Origin of the sequence: Sinorhizobium fredii USDA 257 (assembly GCF_000265205.3) — a bacterium.
Taxonomy (GTDB): domain Bacteria; phylum Pseudomonadota; class Alphaproteobacteria; order Rhizobiales; family Rhizobiaceae; genus Sinorhizobium; species Sinorhizobium fredii_B.
The window spans coordinates 4574543-4593693 of the sequence record NC_018000.1; the positions used below are offsets into that span (position 1 = coordinate 4574543).

19 protein-coding genes and 2 pseudogenes are annotated in these 19151 nt (G+C 62.0%); 8 read left to right on the forward strand and 13 right to left on the reverse strand.

All coding sequences use genetic code 11. From position 1 onward, the window contains the following. Positions 1-14: 14 nt before the first annotated feature. The gene (locus tag USDA257_RS21425; protein WP_014765067.1) at positions 15-902 is read left to right on the forward strand and encodes an SDR family oxidoreductase; all 888 of its coding nucleotides are present in this window, start codon (positions 15-17) and stop codon (positions 900-902) included. A gap of 59 nt (positions 903-961) precedes the next feature. Continuing rightward, a pseudogene (locus USDA257_RS38025) lies at positions 962-1099 on the forward strand (DsbA family protein); the annotation flags it as partial. Between the two features lie 7 nt (positions 1100-1106). On the opposite strand, the gene USDA257_RS21430 reads toward USDA257_RS38025, so the two are convergent. From USDA257_RS21430 to USDA257_RS21445, 4 genes are all read right to left on the reverse strand, one after another. After that, entirely contained in the window at positions 1107-1526 is a 420-nt protein-coding gene (locus USDA257_RS21430) for a DoxX family protein (protein WP_041415497.1), read from the reverse strand. Positions 1527-1610: 84 nt separating this feature from the next. Then, positions 1611-2402 carry an HvfC/BufC N-terminal domain-containing protein gene (locus tag USDA257_RS21435; RefSeq protein ID WP_014765069.1) on the reverse strand — a complete coding sequence of 264 codons (792 nt, stop codon included), beginning with the start codon at positions 2400-2402 and terminating at the stop codon, positions 1611-1613. Continuing rightward, positions 2389-3315 carry an MNIO family bufferin maturase gene (gene bufB, locus USDA257_RS21440; protein ID WP_014765070.1) on the reverse strand — a complete coding sequence of 309 codons (927 nt, stop codon included), beginning with the start codon at positions 3313-3315 and terminating at the stop codon, positions 2389-2391. The genes USDA257_RS21435 and bufB overlap by 14 nt, the downstream gene beginning before the upstream one ends. A gap of 38 nt (positions 3316-3353) precedes the next feature. Beyond that, positions 3354-3677, reverse strand: a complete 324-nt coding sequence (locus USDA257_RS21445) for a BufA1 family periplasmic bufferin-type metallophore (RefSeq protein WP_014765071.1) — start codon at positions 3675-3677, stop codon at positions 3354-3356. A 271-nt stretch (positions 3678-3948) separates the two neighbouring features. On the opposite strand from USDA257_RS21445, the gene USDA257_RS21450 reads away from it, so the two are divergent. Beyond that, a complete protein-coding gene (locus tag USDA257_RS21450; RefSeq protein WP_041414506.1) occupies positions 3949-4476 on the forward strand; it encodes a sigma-70 family RNA polymerase sigma factor in 528 nt (175 codons plus the stop codon). 1 nt (position 4477) lies between these two features. Continuing rightward, positions 4478-5116, forward strand: a complete 639-nt coding sequence (locus USDA257_RS21455) for an NrsF family protein (RefSeq protein ID WP_041414507.1) — start codon at positions 4478-4480, stop codon at positions 5114-5116. Positions 5117-5272: 156 nt separating this feature from the next. Here the strand turns inward: USDA257_RS21455 and USDA257_RS21460 are convergent. Further along, positions 5273-5464, reverse strand: a pseudogene (locus USDA257_RS21460) (DUF983 domain-containing protein); the annotation flags it as partial. 97 nt (positions 5465-5561) lie between these two features. After that, complete coding sequence (locus USDA257_RS21465; RefSeq protein ID WP_014765075.1) at positions 5562-6314, reverse strand: pyridoxine 5'-phosphate synthase; 753 nt, start codon at positions 6312-6314, stop codon at positions 5562-5564. 189 nt (positions 6315-6503) lie between these two features. Between USDA257_RS21465 and USDA257_RS21470 the strand changes: the two genes are divergently transcribed. The 4 genes from USDA257_RS21470 to USDA257_RS21485 all read left to right on the forward strand — a co-directional run bounded on the left by USDA257_RS21470 (position 6504) and on the right by USDA257_RS21485 (position 9619). After that, positions 6504-7214, forward strand: a complete 711-nt coding sequence (locus USDA257_RS21470; protein ID WP_014765076.1) for a DUF899 family protein — start codon at positions 6504-6506, stop codon at positions 7212-7214. A 214-nt stretch (positions 7215-7428) separates the two neighbouring features. Beyond that, entirely contained in the window at positions 7429-8532 is a 1104-nt protein-coding gene (locus tag USDA257_RS21475; RefSeq protein ID WP_014765077.1) for a hypothetical protein, read from the forward strand. Between the two features lie 475 nt (positions 8533-9007). Then, on the forward strand, positions 9008-9250 hold the full coding sequence (locus tag USDA257_RS21480) for a glycine zipper 2TM domain-containing protein (RefSeq protein WP_014765078.1): 243 nt from the start codon (positions 9008-9010) through the stop codon (positions 9248-9250). A 12-nt stretch (positions 9251-9262) separates the two neighbouring features. Then, positions 9263-9619, forward strand: coding sequence for a hypothetical protein (locus USDA257_RS21485; protein ID WP_014765079.1), 357 nt, complete (start codon positions 9263-9265; stop codon positions 9617-9619). Between the two features lie 183 nt (positions 9620-9802). Here USDA257_RS21485 and USDA257_RS21490 read toward each other — a convergent pair whose 3' ends face one another. The 7 genes from USDA257_RS21490 to USDA257_RS21520 all read right to left on the reverse strand — a co-directional run bounded on the left by USDA257_RS21490 (position 9803) and on the right by USDA257_RS21520 (position 18914). Beyond that, positions 9803-10489: a hypothetical protein gene (locus USDA257_RS21490; RefSeq protein WP_014765080.1), complete on the reverse strand. Its 687-nt coding sequence runs from the start codon at positions 10487-10489 to the stop codon at positions 9803-9805. A gap of 22 nt (positions 10490-10511) precedes the next feature. Next, positions 10512-11696 (reverse strand): hypothetical protein, encoded by a 1185-nt coding sequence (locus USDA257_RS21495; RefSeq protein ID WP_014765081.1) that lies wholly within the window; start codon positions 11694-11696, stop codon positions 10512-10514. 35 nt (positions 11697-11731) lie between these two features. Further along, a complete protein-coding gene (locus USDA257_RS21500; RefSeq protein ID WP_014765082.1) occupies positions 11732-12538 on the reverse strand; it encodes a TfuA-like protein in 807 nt (268 codons plus the stop codon). Between the two features lie 4 nt (positions 12539-12542). Continuing rightward, positions 12543-13778: a YcaO-like family protein gene (locus USDA257_RS21505; RefSeq protein ID WP_223843358.1), complete on the reverse strand. Its 1236-nt coding sequence runs from the start codon at positions 13776-13778 to the stop codon at positions 12543-12545. Beyond that, a complete protein-coding gene (locus USDA257_RS38030; RefSeq protein WP_014765084.1) occupies positions 13762-16836 on the reverse strand; it encodes an ATP-binding protein in 3075 nt (1024 codons plus the stop codon). Before USDA257_RS38030 ends, USDA257_RS21505 begins: the two co-directional genes overlap by 17 nt. Before the next feature lie 281 nt (positions 16837-17117). Continuing rightward, complete coding sequence (locus USDA257_RS21515) at positions 17118-17750, reverse strand: LysE family translocator (RefSeq protein WP_014765085.1); 633 nt, start codon at positions 17748-17750, stop codon at positions 17118-17120. 36 nt (positions 17751-17786) lie between these two features. Then, positions 17787-18914, reverse strand: a complete 1128-nt coding sequence (locus USDA257_RS21520) for an ATP-dependent DNA helicase (RefSeq protein WP_014765086.1) — start codon at positions 18912-18914, stop codon at positions 17787-17789. Positions 18915-19151: the final 237 nt, after the last annotated feature.

A 19151-nucleotide genomic window follows, 5' to 3' on the forward strand; every position in this document is an offset into this window, starting at 1 on the left:
GTGAAAGGAAGATCATGCCCCAGAGATTGCTCGTAACCGGCGCCGCAGGTCAGCTCGGCAAACTCGTACTCGATGCGCTTCTCGCCGCCGGCAACACAAAGCCGGCCGATATCATCGCCACCAGCCGCGATGTCACCAAGCTCGCCGATTATGCGGCCAAGGGCATCGAGACCCGCGCTGCCAGCTTCGACGACCCCGCCTCGCTCGAAAAGGCCTTTGCCGGCGCCGACCGCATACTCATCATCTCGACCGACACGCTGGACGAACCGGGCAAGCGGCTGAAGCAGCATCTCGCCGCCGTCGACGCGGCCAAAAAGGCCGGCGTCAAGCACATCCTCTATACGTCCATGCCCAATCCGGAAAACTCGGTCATTCCCTTTGCCGCCGATCATCTCGGCACCGAAAACGCCATCAAGGCGAGCGGCATCCCCTACACGATCCTGCGCAATGCCTGGTACATGGAGAACCTGTTCCTGGCGCTGCCGCACGCACTTCAGACCGGGCAATGGTTCTCGTCGGCCGGCGAAGGCCGCATCTCCCATGTGTCGCGCGGCGACCTCGCCAAGGCCGCTGCCGCCGCGCTGGAATCGGACGCGACGGAAAGCCGCATTTATACGCTGACTGGAGCGCAGGCCCTGACGACCGCGGAGATCGCCACCCTTGTCGCCGAAGCCACCGGCAAGAAGCTCGAAGTCGTCCACATTTCCGATGAGGCATTGGCAGGCGGTCTCAAGGGGGCCGGGCTGCCGGACTTCTTCGTCCCGATCCTCGTCTCCTTCGACACCAATACGCGTGAAGGCCATTTCGATGTCGTGACCAACGATGTGGCGAACCTCACAGCCAACGCACCGCTTGGCCTCGCCGCCTTCCTCGAGGCGAACAAGGCGGCGCTCGCCCACTAGCTTGCAGCGGTTGTTCCCCGAAGGCATAGCCCCGGCCACCGGCCGGGGCTATTTGCACCGCGACTGACGAAGCAAGGTCGCTCGGCATCTTCGGTTCGCCCTCTTTCGTTGCCGATGGCGAACTGTTCTGGGGCCACGATCGGCTGGAGAACGCGATCGAATGGCAGCACAATCTGGATCAGGGGAAGGCGGGATAAGGGACATTCACGCCTTTCCCGATCCGGAAACCAGCCACCTATCCAGCGACAGTCTCCCCGCCCCCCAGGTGATGACGGCAAGCGCCATCGCGGCCCAGGTCAGATGTATCGGCCAACCATCCGGCACCGTCAGTTGGATGACGATCGTCATCGCCAGCAGGCCGAGGGCGGCAACGCGCGTGGCCAGCCCTAGCACGAGAAGCGCCGGCAACAGGATTTCCGCGCAGGCGACTACAAATGCCAACACCGCCGGCGCCGGAAAGTCATAGGGGCCACCCGGCAGGTGCAGTTTGAGTTCCGAGGTAAAGAGCAGGATGGCGACATCGTTCAACTGCAGGAACCCATCCCACTTGCTCATGCCGGAGCGCCAGAAGGGCACGGCGAGGCCGAAGCGCAAGGCAAGCTGGGCAAGCGATACGGGCGCCATGGCGGCAATCCGCCCGTCGATCTGCCCGAGCAAGCCCCCCTCCCCACGGGCTTATCGAAGAATCTCCGTTTGGACGTCAGCATCTCATCCTCCATCTTGGATCGCCGCGACGGCGCCGGCCTCGAACATCGTGCGAATAGCGGTTGCGAGATCGAATTCCTGGCAGCAGGTGCTCGCCGTCGCCGCCGCGTTTCCGAGCGGCTCACCGGCAATGAGGCAGTCGAGAAAAGTATCCGCGCCGGGCGGGAGGCGACGAACCTCCACCTCCAGCACCGGCCTTGTTACAAGGGCGCTCTCCGGAGCCGTAGCATTGATGCGCCCCACCGGGTCGCTCGCACGGTTCGCTGAAAAGATGGTCACGGCCGGATAGGCAGAACGGACAATGCGGGTCGCCGGATGCGCCACGAACACAAGGCCGCCAAGCCGTTCTGGCGGCATTAAGGCCAGCAGACCCGCCTCCAGCACGGCGGCGTCCGCCGCATGATAGGCATCGAGCCAGGCCCTCTCGATGCGTGCGACATCCGCCAGCCAGGGCATGGATTGCGCATGTTCGTAGCGCTCGATGAAATCGGGAAAATCCCGGCCGTACTCGAACAGCAGCGGCGACGTCGGCGGCGCCTCGCGGATGTGGAACCGCGCCATGGCGCGAAAGAATGCCTCGCCGGTGATGCGCATGGTTGCGGGGAACACGGCAGCAAGTGCATCGATCAGGCTGACGGTCACGTTGTTGCGATAGACGTTGAAGCGCTTGTCGGCGGCCTTGCCGTTCGGGCCGGCGACAAGCGCAGGGGTCGCGCAACTGGGATCGAGCAGCCCTTGCGCGAGGCGCCGCGGATAGCTCAGCCCGGCAAAATCGCTCTTCTCAAGCGTTTGCATGCATCCTCTCCCATCGCAATGCCGCGCCACGATCAAGGATGGCCTGCGCTGCCTTCGCCTCGGCTTTCAGCACCGGCCATTCGGGAATCGCGCTATCCCATTCGACAAGCGTCGGGATCGGGCCGCATCGGCCGACGACGATGTCGAAGAGTTTCCACACCGCATCGGCGACTGGCCCGTCGTGACTGTCGATCAGCAGGCGATCGCCTTCGTCGTCCTCTTGTTCGGCATGGCCGGCCAGATGGATCTCGCCGACGTGCTCGAGCGGGTAGTCCGAGAGATATTCAAGCGCCGAAAAATCCTGGTTTGTCGCCGAGACGAAGACGTTGTTGATGTCGAGCAGCAGACCGCAGCCGGTCCGTCTCACGATCTCCCGGATGAAGGCTGCCTCGCTCATCGTCGACTCCTTGAAGAGCACATATGTCGAGGCGTTTTCCAGCAGGAGCGGCCGGCCGATCGCCTCCTGCACCTCGTCTATGTGCTCGGCGACGCGCCGCAAGGTGGCTTCGGTGTAAGGCAGTGGCAGCAGGTCGTTGTAATAGGTCGTGTTGTGGGTCGACCAGGCCAGGTGCTCCGAGACGAGCGCAGGCTCATAGCGCTCGACCAGCTCTGCGAAGCGGCCGAGATGGGCCTCGTCGAGTGGCTGCGGCCCGCCGATCGACATGCAGACACCATGGAGCGACACCGGATAGTCCTCGCGTATTCGCGTGAGCGCCGCATGCGGTGGGCCGCCTGCCCCCATGTAGTTTTCCGCATGAACCTCGAAGAAGCCGCTATCCCGGCCGCCGTCCGCAAGGATGGATGGCAGATGCTGGTGCTTGAAACTCGTACCAGCCCGTCCGTCGATCGGATGCGCCGGAAAGCGGAGCGTTGCCGATGCGCCGCGATCCGTATGAATTGCCAATTTCGGCATCGTTGCCTCCACTTTCCGGCTTGGAGTTGCAAGTTCGCTTAAGACGGAAGGTCGCGCGACAGTGCCTCCGGCGAGCCCTTGCGGCCGCCCGGCAGTTCCATCGTCATGCAGGTGCCGCCATCGACGAATTTCCAGGCGTTGCCCTGATAGTCGACCGTCGACGTGGCCTGGCAGGTCGTGCCCGGTCCGGCCGCGCAGTCATTCTGGCCCTTCAGCGCGACACCGAAGCATTTCTCCTTGCCGGCGTCCATCGCAGCCTTGACCTGCTCCTGCGAAAGCGGCGCGGCGATCGCCAGCGACGAAACCGCTGCCGCCACGGCGCCTGCCAGTGCAGCAGCGCTGATCATTGATTTCTTGGACATGTCATCTCTCCATGTTGATGGGTCTCGTGCACCCCTTGTTTCGGGCCGCACAAAGCCTCGTTCGCCGCCAATGGGAGAAATGTTACATTCCCACCCCACACGCTTTCGTGAGCACGGTTCCGCGCGAGATCACGTTGATTTTGGATTGACTCGACCGAAGATCATGAACGTGATCGGCGATGGGAAGTCTGCCCCGGCGTCGCGCCGGAAGGAAATTTGCGGGCCCAGATGTAACAAGCGCTCGGACCCGGCGAATAGGGAGGAAGTACAGGTGGACGACAGCGATCTCGCCCGGCTGTTCCGCGCAGCGCTCGCCGGCGATGAGCGAGCCTATGGCGACTTCCTGCATGCCGCCGCGGAGCTTGTTCGTGTTTGGGCGCGGCGCAGAACTGCCTGGGGTGGCCTGGATCCGGAAGACATCGTCCAGGAAACACTACTGGCGATCCATGTGAAGCGGCACACCTGGCGGACCGACGGTCCGGTAGCGCCGTGGCTCTATGCCATCGCCAAGCACAAGCTTGTCGATGCGATACGACGATTGGGCCGCAATCCCACTGTGGAGATCAGCGAACTGGAGGGACAGTTCGCAGCTGAGGAAGCGGAAACCGTAAAGGACTGGGAAATAGACCGCGCGCTCGAGATGCTGACACCCGGCCAGCGCTCAGTGGTGACGGCGATCTCGGTCGAAGGACGTACGATAGCCGAGGCGGCGAGAAGCCTTGATATGAACGAAACCGCAGTTCGCGTCGCTCTCCATCGCGGCCTTGCTGCCATCGCCAGACGATTTGGACGTGACTGACATGGAAACGCACGAACTCATCAAGGCCCTTGCGGCGGACGCCCGGCGGAGCGGCGTATCGATGACAGTCGCCTGGTCGAGTGCCGTTCTCGCAGCCGTCGCCGTCGCCGCCGTCGTCTTCTTCGCCCTGCTCGGCGTGAGGCCGGATATTGCCAGCGTCGCGCAAAGCTTCCGCTTCCTCTTCAAGTTCGCGGTGACCATCGTCCTTGCCGCGAGCGCGTTCGGCCTCTTGCATATGCTGTCGCGGCCGGAAGCGGATGCGCGACGGTCGCTGCCGCGCCTTGCTATTGCTCCGACGCTGCTGGCGGCAGGCGTTGTCGCCGAACTCGCCGTCTTGTCGCCGGACACCTGGTCGGCAAGGCTCATCGGGACGAACAGCCTCGTATGCCTCACCTTCATTCCGCTGATCGGTATTGGTCCGCTGGTACTTCTGCTGCTCGCATTGCGCCACGGCGCGCCCTCCCATCCCACGCTTGCCGGCGCAGTTGCCGGGCTTGCCGCCGGCGGCCTCGCCGCGACCTTTTATGCCGCCCATTGCACGGACGATTCACCGTTGTTCGTAGCGACATGGTATACGATCGCGATTGCGGTGCTGACGCTCCTCGGTGCGCTCTGCGCTAGCCGCATTGCCCGCTGGTAGCAAACAATCGAGAATATGAGGGGGCCCCATCGACGGCGTTCCCTCTGCACCGGCGGACACGGCACGGAGCTGATGCGGCGTGCCTCTCCACGCCGCGAGACAGCTGCAAGGGCGCCCTGACCTTAAATCACCGCGCGGCCCGCCACCCATGTGTCCTTAAATGGTAGCTGGAGGCGCCGCCGGTGGGGATGCCGCAGGCTTGCGCACGGGCTTGCCCTCCTCGGCCTTGTAGAAGAACTGGCTCGCAACCAGCCGGCCCTTCAGCGGCCTGAGGGGCGGAATGCAGGTCAAGAGCATGAACGGGCCCGTAACCAACAGCTGCATCCAGAACGGCGCATTGTATTGCACGGGTCGACTAGGCCGCGATTTGGGCTTCTCCGACTACAGCAATCCTGCCGCTCGCCGCCCGCCCGACCCATGGTCGTATCGCAGCTGTTGGATCGCCCTACGCCGCCTCGCCGCAGGCACGGCGGAAGCGGCGCACCGTCTCGGCCATGCCGTATTCCAGCGCGTCGGCCGTCAGGCCATGGCCGATCGAGACTTCGGCGAGCACCGGGATATGCTTGACGAGCCGCGGCAGGTTGGCGACGGTCAGGTCGTGACCTGCATTGACCGCGAGGCCAAGGTCCGCCGCGATTTCGGCGGTGCGGCCGAGCTCGCCGGCGATCCGCTCGGCCTCGTCCGAATCGTCGTGGCAGCCGCCATAGGGGCCTGTATAGAGTTCGATGCGATCCGCCCCCGCCTCCTTGGCGATCTTCAGCGCTTCCCGGTCCGGATCGCCATCGGCAAACAGCGACACGCGGAAGCCCTTCCCCTTGAGGCGCCCGACGACGTTGGCGAGCAGAACGTGGTTCTCGCGAAAGTCCCAGCCGTGGTCGGAGGTCGCCTGCGCCGGGTCATCGGGCACCAGCGTCACCTGCTCCGGTTCGTGCCGTTCAACGAGTTGGAGGAACTCCTCGTTGGGATAGCCTTCCATATTAAACTCCGCCCCCGGAAATTCATCGTCGATCAGATCGCGGATCGGCTGCAGGTCGGAAAACCGGATGTGCCGCTGATCGGGACGCGGATGCACGGTCAGTCCGCTCGCCCCCGCCTGAAGCGCGATGCGGCCGAGGCCGGTCACGGAGGGCCAGGGAAGATCGCGCCGGTTGCGTAGCATGGCGATGGCATTGAGATTCACGGAAAGCTTGGCGGGCATATCGAAACTTTCAAAGCGTGCACTCGAAGGAGTGTGTCGGCGACCAAATCGATCGTCGCAGTTCTACCGCAGATTTTGCAAGATCGGAATCGGCCTTTGCACGGTTTCCCTCGTAGCGTTTTGACAGTGCCTGATTATGTTGATATCAACACAATCGCTTCAATTGGCAGCTTGAATGAGGAGAGCACCATGACGACGCAGGCCCCACTCGTCCCCGCAACGGAACTCGCCGCACGGAACCGAGCCAGCTTCCCGAATGAGAGTGCGGAGTACCGCCAGGCACGCAACGCTTTGCTGGCTGAGGAAATCGAACTTCGACGCCATATCGAGCGCGTGGCTGCGCAACGCAGGCAACTGCCACTGGGCGGCGAGGTGCCGCGGGCTTACGTTTTCGAGGGGGAGAACGGGCCAGTAACGCTCGCTGACCTCTTTGGTGACAAGGACACGCTCATCATCTACAGCTACATGTTCGGCCCGGAGCGCGAGAAGCCCTGCCCCATGTGCACGTCGCTGATGGCCTCCTGGGAAGGGAAAGTGCCGGATATCGAGCAACGCATCGCTCTGGCGATGGTCGCCCGCTCGCCGATCGAGCGGCTGGTCGAGGCCAAGAAGGCGCGCGGCTGGACCCAGCTGAAGGTCTATTCCGACAGCGAGGGGAGCTTTACCCGCGACTATGTCAGTGCCGAGGATGCGGATGTCCCCGGCTACACGGTTCTTACCCGTCGGGACGGCACGATCCGGCATTTTTGGAGCGGCGAGATGAACGGCGAAATGGCCGATCCCGGCCAAGATCCGCGCGACGCGCCCGACCCCGACCCGCTGTGGCACCTGCTCGACACGACGCCGGAGGGCCGCGGCGCGGACTGGTATCCCAAACTGGAATATCGCCGCGGCGCCTAGGCCCAATGTCCGAGGGGGCACATCAATCTGGCACGGACCTCCATCCGTGCCCCTGGCGCTTTGGCGGAAGGCTTCGCTCCATTTCAGAAAATGCTGACACTTCTTGTTGCTAAACCTGACAACCACCATTTTTTGGGTCTAGATTTCGAATCAGGTTAAAGTTGCCGCCTTTTCAGACCCCACGGGCATAACGCCTTTTCTTCCGGAGCCATTGATGACGCCAGCCGAAAGGCCCTGCGACGAGACGATCCGGTCGGCGCTCAGCCGGATTCTCGACAGCAAGAGCTTTCAGCGCTCCGAACGGCTGCGCGCCTTCCTCACCTATGTTGTCGAGAGGGAGATCGTCGGCGAGGCCGGTCAACTGAAAGGCTATTCGATCGCCGTCGACGTCTTTGGACGCAGCCAGGCTTTCGATGCCGATAGCGATCCTCTCGTGCGCGTTCACGCTGGAAAATTGCGCAAATTGCTGAAAGGCTTCTACGAAGCCGAGGGGTCCGGCGAGGAATGGCAGATCGGCATCCCGAAGGGAACCTACGTGCCGGAGTACCGCCGGCGGCGTGACCCCGTCGCGGAAGTCCCTGTGCGGCCGGCCATGACTGCCCGAGATCGCGTCTCCAAGCGCCAGCGCGGATGGCAGCCAACTCCCTTCTCCTCGCCTTGGGCTGTGCTGACGGTACTGCCGCTGCTCTTGTTCACGCCACTGCCCTCACCGAAGATTGCGCTCGACATCGATGCAGAGGCCAAGCTTGTGAATGGTCCGATGGCCGCCGTCCGCGGGCTTCCCTCCGTGCGTTTCATCGTTGACGCGGAACATGGGAGCGCAGAGCATTTCGCCACGATATTGCGTGCAGCGGCGCTGCGCCACAAGACTCTTGGCTCGGCAGACATGGCCGGCGCTTCGCGCGCGACCGGTTCCTTGAACCCGGCGCTCGCCTTCTCCGTCACGGTTGCGTGGCACGATACCCCAAGGCCCGGCCTTCGCGTGACGCTTTCGCACAACGGAGAAGCAATGCCGCTTCGTCAGGACTTCATCAGTGCCGAACACCTCGCAAACGAATCTGACGTTCTCTACAAGACCACCTCGCTTGCAGCGCAGCTCTTCGCTCTCGATGGCGAGATTTACGCCCACGCCGCCACGGAGGGCCTGCAGAGTACATTGATGCGCTGCATGGTGACGACGGCGCGTTACAAGAAGCTCTTGACGCGCGAGAGCTTCCAGGAGGCCTGGACCTGCCAGCAGGAACTTGCCCCTCTTAAGGGCGATGAACCCCTTTTCATCCTCTCTGCAAAGAAACCGATGCAGCTCTTCGGCCACTGAGCAGTTCAAGCGGCAGCAAGGCACCCTGCCGCAACCATCGCGAGGTGCCGTTACGGCGCAATCTGCTCTTGCCAACATTTCACCCCGCAATACTAAGGGCTGTTCACTTGGCTGATTAGCTCCTACCGTGAATTCGTGCAGTTCGATGCCCAAAACCGCTTCCAGGCGGTCGCCAAGGCCGTGCTCACCGGCATAATCGCGTCGGATCAGCAACTGTCAACGCGCTGCCGCTCCACCTCTCGCGGTCTGACAAGCCCGGAGAGTTGTCATTACCCGTCGGTGGCGGTAGTATTTGCGCGCAGTTCCGGACGTCTTCGTCGACAGACTGCATGTTTCGACAATGAGCTGCTTCTGACCGATCAGAAGAGCCTCTCGCACTTCGGGAGACATACTCAGAAGCTTATTTACATCCGACGCCAACAATGGCGCCTTCGCCGATTCGTATTGCATTCGGACGAATATACTGGAGGATAAAATGAGCAAGCCTACCTTAACTCTGATTTTCGTTGGCGCCCTCGCCTTATCCGGGTGCCAATCCGCTGCGACATCCCAAGGCGGAGGCAACGAGTTCGGCTGCATTGCCGGAACGGTTGGTGGCGCGATCGTCGGCGGCGTGGTCGGCGCGACTATAGGATCCGGAACCGGTCAGCTCTGGGCCGTTGGTGGCGGCGCGACGCTAGGCAGCGCGGCCGGCAATGCCTTGACCTGTGCCTACTAGTGGAAATCCGCCATGATTCGAAACGTAGTTCTGGCGGCGGCACTTGCACTTTGCCAGCTTGTTCCAGCCGCCGCCCAGGATCGGCCTGCGGCCATGTCTCAAGGGCAAATGGATCGCCTCGACCGCGACAAAAACGGCGTGGTCGACCGTTCCGAATACCAGGCCTTCATGACAAAGGCCTTCGTAGGTCTGGACAAGAACAAGGACGGCGGCCTGCGCTCCGACGAGGTGGCGCAGGCATTGAACGCTCAGCAATTTGCCGCCACTGACACGAACGGCGACGGCAACCTTAGCCAGAGCGAGTTCCTGAACCGGGTCATGGCAGATTTCAAGGCGGCCGATCGCAGCGGCGACGGCAGCCTGCAATAGGCAGGCACTCCTGAAACGCCGGGCGCTTCTTGACGCTCAACGGTCGTGGAGGTGCCTGTGGGCTGGAATCTGTTCGGATTTGACGTACCGCACGAGATCGCCGCAGCATGAAATGAGGGCCGCCTGCGGCCCTCCGCGCAGATCAGTGATCATGGCCGCTCCCGCCATGAAACCCTTGCAAAGTCAATCGCGATGCCGTTGCGGAGCCAGAGATTGCGCTTGCGCATAAGCCAGTGGCGAACGACTGCCTGGCAGATTTTCGTCGAGGACCAGGGTTTTCACGTCATCCGAGCGAACATCAAGCGCAATGACGCGTTCAAGCTTGTCGATCTGCCAGACGGCGTAGCCGAGTTCCGGAACAAATCCGCAGTCGCACCCGCAATCGCCGCCAAGGATCGCCCTCGGCTCTGCGGGCAGATACATGATTTGCGGTTTCGGCAGTTTGTAGCAATGCCCCTCATAGGCATAACCATAGATCACGCCGATGCTTTTGATATATTTACCGTCGTCGCCGCGAAAATTGCGTGAAGGAATATTAATCTCTACCGTGAGTTTTAAGACTTCGGCTTCCTTCTCATCCACCAAAGCTAAGACTATCTGTTGCTGAAACAGGTCGACCAATTTTTTCTGCGCAACACGCCTGATAATTTCAGAAATCAGCTTCTTGTCATCATCTTTTATTTCACGACCTCGCAGTTCCTCTTCAAGACTGATGTCGAGGTCCCCGATCTCTTTGGGTGTAAATATCGACAGAGAGCTAGCTGGGCGGCCATAAAGACGCACCTCGCTTGGATTGTAGGCGTCATATTGTGGATCTTCGAGGCCCTTGGGCTCGTTACCCACGCCGGGATGGTTACAACAATCACTCATGTTCCCTCTCCTTTTCCTGGCTTCACCTTCGACCGATAATCTCACGCCATGCGAAGTTCGCCTCCAGCACCTCCGCAGCCGCGCCTTGGGCGGCGGCAACGACAGCAGTTGCCGCCTGATCCAGACGCATCGTCGTCGGGTCGAGCGTCCTCAACGATGCCGCAAGCGCCTGTCCCACCAAATCACGAGCAGCGGCCAGCGCCAGTTCGAAGACCATTGGCTTGACCTCAAAGGCCCCGGCCGTTGCCGCGCGGAAGTCATCAAAATCACGTTGATCCAGTTCGCGCAGGTCGATATCGAGAAGCCGAATGTCGGCGCAATCCCGCGCGACCAGTTCGCGGTGATAGAGCTCGACAATGGTATCGAAGATGGCGCCGACGAAGGGAAGCGCGCGGTCGTGCACCTCGCGCGTGACGTCGGACATGCGGCGAAAATTGGTCGCCAGTCGAACCTGGGCCTCCGGACTTGTCTCTGCGAAACGATTGAGCTCGTTGTACAGGAGCAGGTTGCCCCTCGTTCGCCGCAGCAGCCGGTCGATGGCCGAGCCGAAATGCAGGAAGGAGATTAACGATACGGCATCCGAAAAAGCCTCAGAAAAAGGAAAGAAGTCGGCTCCGCGTGAGAATATCGTGGGCACGCCGGTTTCGGACAGGAGGATAAGGTGTCCGACTTCGTGGGCGATAGTATCGAAATTCAACGCATACGGCCGCCGCACTCCATCGGTGTCCGTACACCCAAGTTCCAGGAATCCGTAGCCCGCCTGTGCGTTGTCCCAATTCACAAAGGCAACGATCTCGAGGCGTGGAAAGGTCTGATCAAAAAACCATCGGACCGGTCGGCCGAGATAGCTCTGCCATATATCGAGAACGAAGTGCACGCAGGCATAGGCGTGCACGGAGAGAAACTCCCGTGAGGTCGGCGATACATTATCGAAGTGACGGTCCGGACCCGGCCTTGCCGGGGATCGCATTGCCCCATTGAATGGCGGCAGGCGATCGAAGCCATACGGCTGCTTGTCGGAGAGCGGATCGACGACATACATCCGCGAGTCACTTGGCCCCGCACCGATTTCGTCTCGCAATATCGGCAGCCAGACACGATCCGGCTGCTCGTATCCTGGAATGAAAGGGGGTTGGGGGAAGATCCAGAAGCGCGTACCCAGGCGCGCATCACCAGACTCAAGGGCCTCATTCCGAAGCAAACGCATCGCAAAATCGCCCCTCGGTCGGTGAAATCCGGCAATCAGGGATTCAATTTATAAGTGTTCACTAAATTTGAGTCAATGCCACCGGCTTCCAGGTCCCGCATGAAGGTGTTCGTCGCCGTCCAGGAATCAACGTCGCCTGCCGCCTCAGCCCTTCTTATAAGGCTCGGTGCGGTATGAAGTGCGAGGAGAGCGTCCTTTCCCTTCTGCTTTACCACCGTCTGTCGCACTTCTTGAATGCGGCCATCTGGCCATCCCGCCGCGCCTAGTACAGCCGCAAGCGTGCGCTCGCGAAAGTTCATATCTCGCGCCATTGTTGTGAGCAGCGTGCGTTCGGGAGGCGTGATGGCCTTGCGGCGCATCAGGCCCGAAAAGGTCCGCTGCAGATCGACCAGCGAGTCCGTTAGTTGCAGAAAGCCAAGCTCCGCCGGCCCCGAATGCACGGCCACGGCATCATCCGGTGCCAGAGCTGGAGGCGAGCCGCGAGCCTCCCTCAGCGATGAAAGGGCCCATCGGCGATACCATCTGTAGATCAAGCCGACGCCGATCATGCCGAAATCGTGGAGTTCCGCAGCCCTCAGCGCCCCCATGCTGGAGGCTCCGACCATCACAATGCCCTGCGCCATCGCCCAGAGAATCTCCTTGTGCCTGACGGCCGGCCGATCTTCGAACTGGCCGTCGATCAGGATCATGGCTCGCGGGCGGAAAGCATGGGCGGCCAAAAGAATGTCGCCCTGCGCGGCGGGCTGCAGATAGACGGCGTCGAGCAGCGCCTCGGCGTCGGCAAGCCGAAGCGTCGGGCCAAGAAACACCAGAATCGGACCCTCTTCGCTCGCATCCGCCATCTGCTCACCGTACAACAGAGAAAGGAAGCGCGCGGGCAAGGACCGTCCTTACACACTGCACGCCGGTTTCGAGATCGTGCCCGACCTGCACGGCGATAACCGGCCCCAGCCCGGCGGAGAGTACTCCGTTCAGCAGTGACACGGGATCGGCGATCACGGGCGACAATGCTGCATCCACTGGCCTCCCGGGCCCGTCCTCCAGGATGAGTCGGCGGGTCTTTGCCACGGCGGCATCGATGCTTCTTTTGTAGTGGGCTCTCGTCTGGTCGTCGCGAGCGCCCGAGATTGCCCCTGCCCGGGCCGACAGAGCTTCCAGCATAGCGCTCACCGTTGCCGCTTCGATGCTCGGGCCGGCCGCATAGCCTTCGGTCGGCAGGGCGAGGATCGGTTCACCCGGGCCTGTCTCAATCGTCTGACACCAGATTACCGGAATACCCGCAGGTGAAGGCGCATGCCACAGGGCAAAGGATATCCCACAGGCGGCAGCGACTGATTGGATATGATCCACCCGCGCCCCAAGGCCCGTCGAAGCGATGCGCGTGCGGTCGAAGAAGCCGTGTGTCGCGAAGGCCCGGGCGATCGCATCGCGCTCGATGCACTCGAACACACCATGTAGAAAGGCGCTGCAGGCATCCATATGGCAGGCGAGGCCTGTGGTCGTGCGGACGAACAGGCCGTCGCCAGCAGGTGGCGGTTCCGTGTAGCAGGTATGCACAAGTTCGAGCGGAACCGGCTGGGGATGACCAGTCGCGATGTCTATACCAACGATCCAGGGAATTTCGCGTCGTCGCCAGTTCTCCCGGCACTCCCGCCCCAGCAACCGATCGAATAGTCCGTCGGCAAGATCGAGCTCCTCTGCCGTAGCGCGAAACGTTCGCAGCGGCGGAATGGCCTCGGCGAAATAGCGCTCGAGCGACTCCATGATCGCCCCCACTGCCGCCTCCGTCATGGCAAACCCTCGCCCCAAGGCCGTGACCTCCGAGAGCGCGGCGGGCCGAATGACCTGTACCACCGGCAGGCCGACGCGATCGAGACCGGTGAGGTCTGCGAGCCGGGTTATCCGTGCGCGGCGGCAGAGCGGCATGATCTTTCGAAAGCACTCTTCCGCTTCCTCCGGTCCCCGACACTGCGACCAAGGCCGACGGAGACCAGAAACGATCTCGTGATGAAAGGCCGAAGGTCCCTGGTTGGCGGCAGCACCGCCGCTCGTGTGGCCGCGGGGTTCAAAGCCGACCGACAAGATTGAGCTCCCGAATCGAACGCCTGGCGCGTTGCAGCAGCGCTTTCGCCCCCTGGCGTTCGGCAATCTCGACGGCCGAGCGCAAGTCGTCCACAACACGCGCCGAGTCTTCCCCAGCCCGCGCGCGAAGAACAGCACGGCACCGGAAAAGCTCGGCGAGCCAATAGGCGTGGTAGGTCTCCTGCGCCCGTTCGATCGCCTCATCCGTGACTTTGATCGCCGCATCATGCTTTGCCGCGAGGCCCAGCATTGTGGCGTGCATATAGAGATAAATCGGCAGGTCGATGACGGTGCCGAGTTCCTTCAGGAGCGCCAGACCGCCCTGAAAAGTCTGGTGGCCGGTTGCCAGGTCTTCGCGATGCGCGATGGCCCACCCGCCAAAAAGAAGGGAAAGCCCGGAGAGCGACCGCATTTCATGCTTTCTCGCGAAGTCCGCCATGCGTTCAGCCACGTCAGTGAGGCGCGCGAAATCCTCCCGATAGAATGCGGACACCGCTTCCGTGTCGAGCGAGTGCGCCTTGCTCGGTGCGTGCCCGATCCGGTCAACGAAAGTGATCATTCTTGAAAGCGCCGCATCCGATGCGCTTGTCCTGCCTGTTAACCACAGTGACAATGCCAACTGCCCCAGACCGCAAACCTTGGCGTCGTGCCCGCCATAGAGCGTCCGGTTCGTCTTTGCCGTACGCTCGTCATAAAGTGCCAGTCCCGCCAGGATAGCGTCTTGCGTCTGCCGGTGGTGGCCAAGGTTAAAATCGATTGCCCAAATGCAATGGTTGATCTGCAGCCTTATCTCCGGGTCCTCGGCCTCGGCCAGCATCGATTGCACCTCGAGTGCACGATCATGCATGACCCGAAAATCCGAACCGGTAAGCCACCATCCCCAGTGTATGGGAAACCATCTGGACTGCTCCGACATTGGCTGCCGGCGCGCAATCGCCACACCGTCCTCGTACAGCTGACGCGCCGGTTGCGAACTCATCCCGACCATCCCGATAAGAATCGGCCCCAGCGCCGTCAGCGCGGCAAGCTGCAAGGTCTCGACCGGGCGCCCATCGCCCAATTGGCTGCAAAGTCTCAGCGCATGTTCCAGATACTGTCGCGCCTCGATCATTGCCGAGCGGCTCGAACTCTCCTTTCCGGCGGCAATAAGCAGTTCGATCGCATTTTCGAGGAGACCGGCCCGCTCCGCATGTTCGGCAAGCGCGCCGGTGTCGATCCAGGCGGCCATGCCGCGGTTCTGGTTGACGGCGCCAAAGAGCCGCCGGTGCAGCATCTGCCGTTGCTTGCGCAACAGTGCATTGTAGATCGTCTCCTGGATCAGTACGTGGCGAAAGCCGTAGGCTACGCGTCCGGGCGCCCGAACGCGCGTCAGGAAGCCGGTCTCGCATAGCATGTCGGCTGCACTGGCGATTGCCTTCTTGCTGAAGTCGGGTAGAAGCAGGCGCAGCAGCGGCAAGGTCACCAGCGTACCGGCCGCAGCCGCCGCTCGCGCCACCTCTCTGGCCGGACCTAAATGCTGCAGTCGCGCATCCAGTATGGATTCGAACGCCGACAGATGAACCGGTTTCATGTTTTCCGACAGGCTCGCCTCATCTGCTTCGGCATTCTGGGACGCCCACTGGCAGATTTCCTCGATGAACAGGGGAACGCCACCGGATATCCGTTCGGCCACTTCGAAGAGCTCCGGCAGCCTCTCCAACTGATGCGCCGGCCACTTCGCCCTGATCGCCAGCTTCGTCTCGTCGCTGTCGAGTGGCCGCAGCGACAGCCGCAGCAGGTTTGCCGCGTCCAGCCATTCGACAGGCGAACCGCGACGCGCCGTCAAGATAAGGAAGATTGGAAACTGACCGATGAGACGGGCCGCTTCGCCGAGTAGGTCCCGCGAGGTCGGGTCTATCCAATGGATGTCCTCCACGGCCACGACCACGGGGCCGCTTCGGCAGATTGCTTCAAGCGTTCGCAAGAGCGCCCGGTGCGCCTTTTCGCGAATCGTCTTGGGATTGTCATTCGACAGAAGCTGGTTTCGCCCCTCTGCTCCAAGCAGATAGGCGAAGACATCGATCGCCTCCCTGTCCTCAATGCCGTTACGCCCGAACAACGTCGCCACTTCGGAAGCCGTGACGCCCATCTGGCCGCCCCTCGCCATCGAACCGGGAAAGCTGTGTAGCAGGGGATGCAGCGTCGAGCGCAATCCCCCGGGCAGGCACTGGAAGAAGAACAGCTTCGACCGCCGATCCCGCGTCCTCCTGCGGATCTCCCGCAGCAGCCGGGACTTGCCAATACCGGCGTCGCCCTCGATGAGCAGACTTGCGCCCCGCCCGGCAATAACGCCATCCCAGGTACGAACGATCGTATTCAACTCGCTCTCGCGGTTGATGAAAGGGCCGCCGAGCCGGCCATAGGCATGGAAGCGACCGACCTCGATCTTATGTCCCAGCGCCCGCCATACTTTTTCGGGCGCCGAGAAGCCCTTGAGCGCCTTGCTGCCCTGGAAGACGAAGGCATGTGATCGCCCGGCGAGGTTGCGAGTCTCTTCGGAAACCAGGACGCTGTTTGGCTCGGCGATGACTTGAAGACGAGCCGCCATGGCGAGCGCAGCACCGGTGACGGGCTCCTGGAGCCAACTCTCGCGCTCCATGTCGCGGATAAGTGCCGCCGACGTTGCGATGCCGACGCGGACCCGAAGATCGTCCCGCCCGCGCTCTTGACCAACACGCTTGCAGGCGTCGACGATATCCAGGCCGGCTCGGATGGCGAGCGAAGCCGCATCCTTGGCGTCGAGGTCGATCGGAAACAGCGCCACACCTCCATCACCAGCCTCGTGCTGCATCACGCCGGAGTGCGAGGCGATCGACTGCCTGCTCGCCCCCTGAAAGGCGGACATCAGTTCCTGATAATCCTCGATATCCATGACGTGCAGAAGGTCGGTCGACCCGACGAGGTCGTAGCAGAGTGCCGTAACGATATGGCGCTCGCTGCCATGCGCCGAAGCACCGCCGGCACGCGCCGTGCGACTGACCGATTTTCGTGGTGTATTGGTCCGGCTTTCGCGCAGCATGCACCACCACCCCATTTTCGGCAGCGCGCTCCCCTCGGACTTAAACGCGCATGTTCAACACAAATATTCTGCTTCTTGTAATTCCTGAAATATCTGGTTTGAGGAGCCGCGCTGCAAAGCCCACTTCGCTCTTTTTCCCTTAGCGTGACCAAGGCTGATCGCCGAACCGGTCTATGTCAATCGGCGGAGAGTTGCAACGATCCGATCTCTCTATTTGAGCCTGCACTATGGCATGTCGAGATCAAAGTGATCGCTGCCGTATGACGAAAGCGGCCATTCTGTCAGCTCTTCTGCAGGGCGAGATGGGCGCCCAATCCGATGAGCGTGGCGCCGCCGACGCGCTGAACCAGGCGCTGGGTGCGACTTGAATGCCTGATCCTCGATACGAGCACGCTGGCGAGCATGACGCAGAGGATGTCCGCCGACGAGAACATCAGGTTGACGATCGACCCGAGGACAACGAATTGCACCCATACGGGAAGTGTGGCAGACGTGTCGATGAACTGCGGCAGGAAGGCAACGAAGAAGATCGCGGTCTTCGGATTGAGAACCTCGACTGTGACGCTCTCGAAAAGGGCACGCCGGCCCGATTTCGCCTGCACCCCCGGCAATACCACATCGCCTTGAGCCTTGGCACGGAAGAGCGAAACACCCATCCAGATCAGATAGGCGGCACCGGCCAGCTTGACGGTCAGATAAAGTGTCGGCACGGCATGAAAGAGGGCCGAAAGCCCTGCAGCAGCCGCAGCGACGTGCACATAGCCGCCGATATGAATGCCGAGCGTCGCCATCACACCGGACCAGCGGCCGCGCGCCATTGTCTGGGCGGCCGCGTACAGCATGGCCGGTCCCGGCACATAGGCGAATACGGCGGTGGTGACGAGAAAGGTGATCAGCAATCCGGTCGACGGCATTAGCGGCTCCTTTGGAGGCAACTCTTCGCAGAACGATTACCTGACGATCGTCAGCCGCTCCGCCGCGCGGGTGATCGCCGTGTAGAGCCAGCGTTCGCGCGTATCGCGGAACGCCCAGCTCTCGTCGAAGAGCACGACATTGTCCCATTGTGAACCCTGTGCCTTGTGCACGGTCAGCGCATAGCCGTAGTCGAACTCGTCGTAACGTTTGCGGGTGGACCAAGGAATCTCGCCCTCGACCTCCTCGAAGGCCGCTTTCAACAGCTTGATCTTCGCCGCGCCGCGATCCATGTCATCGTCTTCGGGGCGGATCATCAGGTTGATCCCCGGCTTCACCGTCTCTTTCGACGAGCTCATCACCTGCCAGAGAGAACCGTTGAGCAGGCCTTTGGCCGGATCGTTCCTCAGGCAGACGAGCTTGTCGCCGGATTGAGGATACTCGCTCGAAAAACCCTTCAGCTCGCGCAGACGTTGGTTGTAGCGCCGCCGCGTCCGGTTGGTGCCGACAAGCACCTGATCGGCTTCCAGCACCAGCGGCTGGGTGACCTCACTCTTGGAGATGATCTGTGCCGTGCCGTAGTCGCCCTGCATGATCTCCTTGCCCTCGCGCACATGCATGGCGAGCTGGATGATCGGGTTGTCGCGCGCCTGGCGGTGGATATCGGTCAGCAGATAGTCCGGCTCGTGATTGGTGAAATAGCCGCCGCCCGACACGGGCGGCAACTGACCCGGATCGCCGAGCACCAGGATTGGCGTGCCGAAGCTCATCAGGTCCTTGCCGAGCGCCTCGTCGACCATCGAGCATTCGTCGATAATGATCAGCGCCGCCTTGGCGACGGGGCTCTGGCGGTTGATCGCGAACATCGGCGCCATCGAGGTCTTGCCGGTCTCCTCGTCCTCGACTTCCTCCTCGCCGCGTGGCCGGTAGATCAGCGAGTGGATCGTCTTGGCGTTGCTGGCGCCCTTCGAGCGCAGCACCTGCGCAGCCTTGCCGGTGAAGGCCGCGAACAGGACCTCGCCGTCGACATGCTCGGCGAAGTGCCGGGCGAGCGTCGTCTTGCCGGTGCCGGCATAACCGAACAGCCGGAAGAGCGGCGAACGGCCTTCCTTCAGCCAACGCGAAACGGCCTTCAGGGCCTCATCCTGTTGCGGAGCGAATTGCATGGCCTGAAGTGTCAGGATTCGGTGTCTTGGCGCAAGCCCGGATTTCTATCTGCCCCTCGACGGCGATGCCTCGGCGCTCACAATGCCGCCTGGCGGCGCTTGCGCGAAATCTTCTGCGGCTCGAGAGCCTTCAATCAGTCTCATGCGCTGCGTCCGGAAGCCCACTCTCGATGAATATCGCTGTGGCAGTTTCTTGCCTCGGCACCTTGAATCGGCGCGCGCGATGCTGCTAACAAC